Below are 5,447 nucleotides of genomic sequence, written 5' to 3' on the forward strand. Positions count from 1 at the left end.
GGATGTGTGTGCGTGTGTTCTTTGAGAACTCAATAGTGTGTCGATGAATGTCAGTGCCAAATGTTTTATTTGGTTCCGGCTCTTCACCCCCCGTGTGGAGGGTCGGGCATTTTAGTCAGCTTTTTGCTGGCGATTGTTTTGCTAGGTTTTCGGACTCTAGTTTTTGATCTGATTGCACCCTTTTGGGGGTGTGGTTGTGAGTCTTCAACGGAGAGTTTGATCCTGGCTCAGGACGAACGCTGGCGGCGTGCTTAACACATGCAAGTCGAGCGGTAAGGCCCTTCGGGGTACACGAGCGGCGAACGGGTGAGTAACACGTGGGTGATCTGCCTCGCACTTCGGGATAAGCCTGGGAAACTGGGTCTAATACCGGATATGACCTGCTGTCGCATGGCGGTGGGTGGAAAGATTTATCGGTGCGAGATGGGCCCGCGGCCTATCAGCTTGTTGGTGGGGTAATGGCCTACCAAGGCGACGACGGGTAGCCGGCCTGAGAGGGCGACCGGCCACACTGGGACTGAGACACGGCCCAGACTCCTACGGGAGGCAGCAGTGGGGAATATTGCACAATGGGCGAAAGCCTGATGCAGCGACGCCGCGTGAGGGATGACGGCCTTCGGGTTGTAAACCTCTTTCGACAGGGACGAAGCGTAAGTGACGGTACCTGTAGAAGAAGCACCGGCCAACTACGTGCCAGCAGCCGCGGTAATACGTAGGGTGCGAGCGTTGTCCGGAATTACTGGGCGTAAAGAGCTTGTAGGCGGTTTGTCGCGTCGTCTGTGAAAACTCACAGCTCAACTGTGAGCTTGCAGGCGATACGGGCAGACTTGAGTACTGCAGGGGAGACTGGAATTCCTGGTGTAGCGGTGAAATGCGCAGATATCAGGAGGAACACCGGTGGCGAAGGCGGGTCTCTGGGCAGTAACTGACGCTGAGAAGCGAAAGCGTGGGTAGCGAACAGGATTAGATACCCTGGTAGTCCACGCCGTAAACGGTGGGCGCTAGGTGTGGGTTTCCTTCCACGGGATCCGTGCCGTAGCTAACGCATTAAGCGCCCCGCCTGGGGAGTACGGCCGCAAGGCTAAAACTCAAAGGAATTGACGGGGGCCCGCACAAGCGGCGGAGCATGTGGATTAATTCGATGCAACGCGAAGAACCTTACCTGGGTTTGACATACACCGGAAACCTGCAGAGATGTAGGCCCCCTTGTGGTCGGTGTACAGGTGGTGCATGGCTGTCGTCAGCTCGTGTCGTGAGATGTTGGGTTAAGTCCCGCAACGAGCGCAACCCTTGTCCTGTGTTGCCAGCGCGTAATGGCGGGGACTCGCAGGAGACTGCCGGGGTCAACTCGGAGGAAGGTGGGGACGACGTCAAGTCATCATGCCCCTTATGTCCAGGGCTTCACACATGCTACAATGGCCGGTACAGAGGGCTGCGATACCGTGAGGTGGAGCGAATCCCTTAAAGCCGGTCTCAGTTCGGATCGGGGTCTGCAACTCGACCCCGTGAAGTTGGAGTCGCTAGTAATCGCAGATCAGCAACGCTGCGGTGAATACGTTCCCGGGCCTTGTACACACCGCCCGTCACGTCATGAAAGTCGGTAACACCCGAAGCCGGTGGCCTAACCCCTTGTGGGAGGGAGCCGTCGAAGGTGGGATCGGCGATTGGGACGAAGTCGTAACAAGGTAGCCGTACCGGAAGGTGCGGCTGGATCACCTCCTTTCTAAGGAGCACTTCTCCGCGACGCTTCACAGAGGTGAATGTGGTTGTGGCAGAGACCATTTCGGGCTCGAATGTAGTCCGGTGGAAGCTCATGGGTGGAACGCTGACAGTTTCTTCCGCGTATCGGTGGGTCCTTGGTGGCCGGCTGGTGGTTGATATATCGACACACTGTTGGGTCCTGAAAGAACAGACGTTCTTTCCAGGCAAAAAATACGATCTGCCCGGATTTCCTGGATACCTCGGGGTTTTTGATTTCGATGGTCTTGGAGTTCGATCCGGTGTGGGTGTGTTGTTTGAGAACTGCACAGTGGACGCGAGCATCTTTGTTTGTAAGTGTTTAAGAGCGTTCGGTGGATGCCTTGGCACCAGGAGCCGATGAAGGACGTAGGAGGCTGCGATAAGCCTCGGGGAGCTGTCAACCGAGCTGAGATCCGAGGATTTCCGAATGGGGAAACCCGGCACGAGTGATGTCGTGTCACCCTCCGCTGAATATATAGGCGGTTGGGAGGGAACGTGGGGAAGTGAAACATCTCAGTACCCACAGGAAGAGAAAACAATTGTGATTCCGTGAGTAGTGGCGAGCGAAAGCGGATGAGGCTAAACCATGCGTGTGTGATAGCCGGCAGGTGTTGCACGTGTGGGGTAGTGGGGCCTACTTTCCTATCACTGCCGTGGTAGGCGACAGTCAGAAAAGTGCGTGTTAGTCGAAGTGGTCTGGAACGGCCTGTCGTAGAGGGTGAGAGTCCCGTAGACGAAAATGCGTGCTCTGTTGTAGTGGGTTCCCGAGTAGCAGCGGGCCCGTGAAATCTGCTGTGAATCTGCCGGGACCACCCGGTAAGCCTGAATACTCCCTGGTGACCGATAGCGGACTAGTACCGTGAGGGAAAGGTGAAAAGTACCCCGGGAGGGGAGTGAAATAGTACCTGAAACCGGACGCTTACAATCCGTCAGAGCCTTCCACTTTGTGGTGGGGTGATGGCGTGCCTTTTGAAGAATGAGCCTGCGAGTCATCGGTGTGTGGCGAGGTTAACCCGTGTGGGGTAGCCGTAGCGAAAGCGAGTCCGAATAGGGCGTTTTTAGTCGCATGTCATGGACCCGAAGCGGAGTGATCTACCCATGGCCAGGGTGAAGCGACGGTAAGACGTCGTGGAGGCCCGAACCCACTTAGGTTGAAAACTGAGGGGATGAGCTGTGGGTAGGGGTGAAAGGCCAATCAAACTCCGTGATAGCTGGTTCTCCCCGAAATGCATTTAGGTGCAGCGTCACGTGTTTCACGCCGGAGGTAGAGCTACTGGATGGCCTAGGGGGCCTACAAGCTTACCGAAGTCAGCCAAACTCCGAATGCCGGTGTGTGAGAGCGTGGCAGTGAGACTGCGGGGGATAAGCTTCGTAGTCGAGAGGGAAACAGCCCAGATCGCCGGCTAAGGCCCCTAAGCGTGTACTAAGTGGAAAAGGATGTGGGGTCGCGAAGACAACCAGGAGGTTGGCTTAGAAGCAGCCACCCTTGAAAGAGTGCGTAATAGCTCACTGGTCAAGTGATCCTGCGCCGACAATGTAGCGGGGCTCAAGTACACCGCCGAAGCCGCGGCATTCCAGTATTATCTTGCTTTCGAGCCAGGAGCTGGGATGGGTAGGGGAGCGTCGTGCAGCCGTGGAAGCAGCAGTGTGAACTAGTTGTGGAGGCTGTGCGAGTGAGAATGCAGGCATGAGTAGCGAAAGACGAGTGAGAAACTCGTCCGCCGAATGACCAAGGGTTCCTGGGCCAGGTTAATCCGCCCAGGGTGAGTCGGGACCTAAGGCGAGGCCGACAGGCGTAGTCGATGGACAACGGGTTGATATTCCCGTACCCGTGTATCCGCGCCCAATGGTGAATCATCTGTGCTAATCGTCCTGAACCGGATGGACTTCCTTCGGGAAGCTGGAAGGGGATGCACGAGACCCTGGGTGTAGTAGTCAAGCGATGGGGTGACGCAGGAAGGTAGCTGGGCCAGGTGATGGATTACCTGGTGTAAGCGTGTAGGGAGTGACATAGGCAAATCCGTGTTGCACATATCCTGAGACGTGATGCGTAGCCGATTGAGGCGAATTCAGTGATCCTATGCTGCCGAGAAAAGCCTCTAGTGAGTTGGTACACGGCCCGTACCCCAAACCGACACAGGTGGTCAGGTAGAGAATACCGAGGCGATCGAGAGAACTGTGGTTAAGGAACTCGGCAAAATGCCCCCGTAACTTCGGGAGAAGGGGGACCACGTCTGGTGACCGGCTTTACGCTGTGAGCTGGGTGTGGTCGCAGAGACCAGAGAGAAGCGACTGTTTACTAAAAACACAGGTCCGTGCGAAGTCGTAAGACGATGTATACGGACTGACGCCTGCCCGGTGCCGGAAGGTTAAGAGGACCGGTTAGCGCCTTCGGGTGCGAAGCTGAGAATTTAAGCCCCGGTAAACGGCGGTGGTAACTATAACCATCCTAAGGTAGCGAAATTCCTTGTCGGGTAAGTTCCGACCTGCACGAATGGCGTAACGACTTCTCTGCTGTCTCAACCACAGACTCGGCGAAATTGCATTACGAGTAAAGATGCTCGTTACGCGCGGCAGGACGAAAAGACCCCGGGACCTTCACTATAGCTTGGTATTGGTGTTCGGTACGGTTTGTGTAGGATAGGTGGGAGACTGTGAAGCGGGCACGCCAGTGTTCGTGGAGTCGTCGTTGAAATACCACTCTGGTCGTATTGGACTTCTAACCTCGGACCCTGATCGGGTTCAGGGACAGTGCCTGGTGGGTAGTTTAACTGGGGCGGTTGCCTCCTAAAATGTAACGGAGGCGCCCAAAGGTTCCCTCAGCCTGGTTGGCAATCAGGTGTCGAGTGCAAGTGCACAAGGGAGCTTGACTGTGAGACTGACAGGTCGAGCAGGGACGAAAGTCGGGACTAGTGATCCGGCACCGGCATGTGGAAGCGGTGTCGCTCAACGGATAAAAGGTACCCCGGGGATAACAGGCTGATCTTCCCCAAGAGTCCATATCGACGGGATGGTTTGGCACCTCGATGTCGGCTCGTCGCATCCTGGGGCTGGAGTAGGTCCCAAGGGTTGGGCTGTTCGCCCATTAAAGCGGCACGCGAGCTGGGTTTAGAACGTCGTGAGACAGTTCGGTCTCTATCCGCCGCGCGCGTCAGAAACTTGAGGAAGGCTGTCCCTAGTACGAGAGGACCGGGACGGACGAACCTCTGGTGTGCCAGTTGTCCTGCCAAGGGCACTGCTGGTTGGCTACGTTCGGAAGGGATAACCGCTGAAAGCATCTAAGCGGGAAGCCTGTTCCAAGATGAGGTTTCTCACCACCTTCGAGTGGTTAAGGCCCCCTACAGACCATGGGGTTGATAGGCCGGAACTGGAAGCACGGTAACGTGTGGAGGTGACCGGTACTAATAGGCCGAGGACTTACCAACAAAGGTTGCTACGCGTCCACTGTGCGGTATCTGAAACAACACACAGATACCCTTCGACACCCGTCATGGTGTCGTTCACCGAAACCCCCGGAAACGGGGCGGGTCGGTAGCGGCAGTGAACCGGGGGTTTGGGGGTGTGGATAGTTTCATAGAGTTACGGCGGCCATAGCGGTAGGGAAACGCCCGGTCCCATTCCGAACCCGGAAGCTAAGCCTGCCAGCGCCGATGGTACTGCACTCGACAGGGTGTGGGAGAGTAGGACACCGCCGGAACATCCTTCAC

At 56.4% G+C, this 5,447-nt stretch carries 3 rRNA genes; all 3 read left to right on the plus strand.

Annotated elements, in window-relative coordinates:
• The first annotated feature begins 204 nt into the window (after positions 1 to 204).
• The 3 genes from NA8_RS32020 to rrf all read left to right on the plus strand — a co-directional run bounded on the left by NA8_RS32020 (position 205) and on the right by rrf (position 5,437).
• A 16S ribosomal RNA gene (locus NA8_RS32020) occupies positions 205 to 1,723 on the plus strand.
• 326 nt (positions 1,724 to 2,049) lie between these two features.
• A 23S ribosomal RNA gene (locus tag NA8_RS32025) occupies positions 2,050 to 5,165 on the plus strand.
• 155 nt (positions 5,166 to 5,320) lie between these two features.
• Positions 5,321 to 5,437, plus strand: a 5S ribosomal RNA gene (rrf, locus tag NA8_RS32030).
• The 16S, 23S and 5S rRNA genes sit together here, the layout of an rRNA operon.
• The last annotated feature ends 10 nt before the right edge of the window (positions 5,438 to 5,447 follow it).

Source organism: Nocardia arthritidis NBRC 100137 (assembly GCF_001612765.1).
In the GTDB taxonomy this organism is placed as follows: domain Bacteria; phylum Actinomycetota; class Actinomycetes; order Mycobacteriales; family Mycobacteriaceae; genus Nocardia; species Nocardia arthritidis.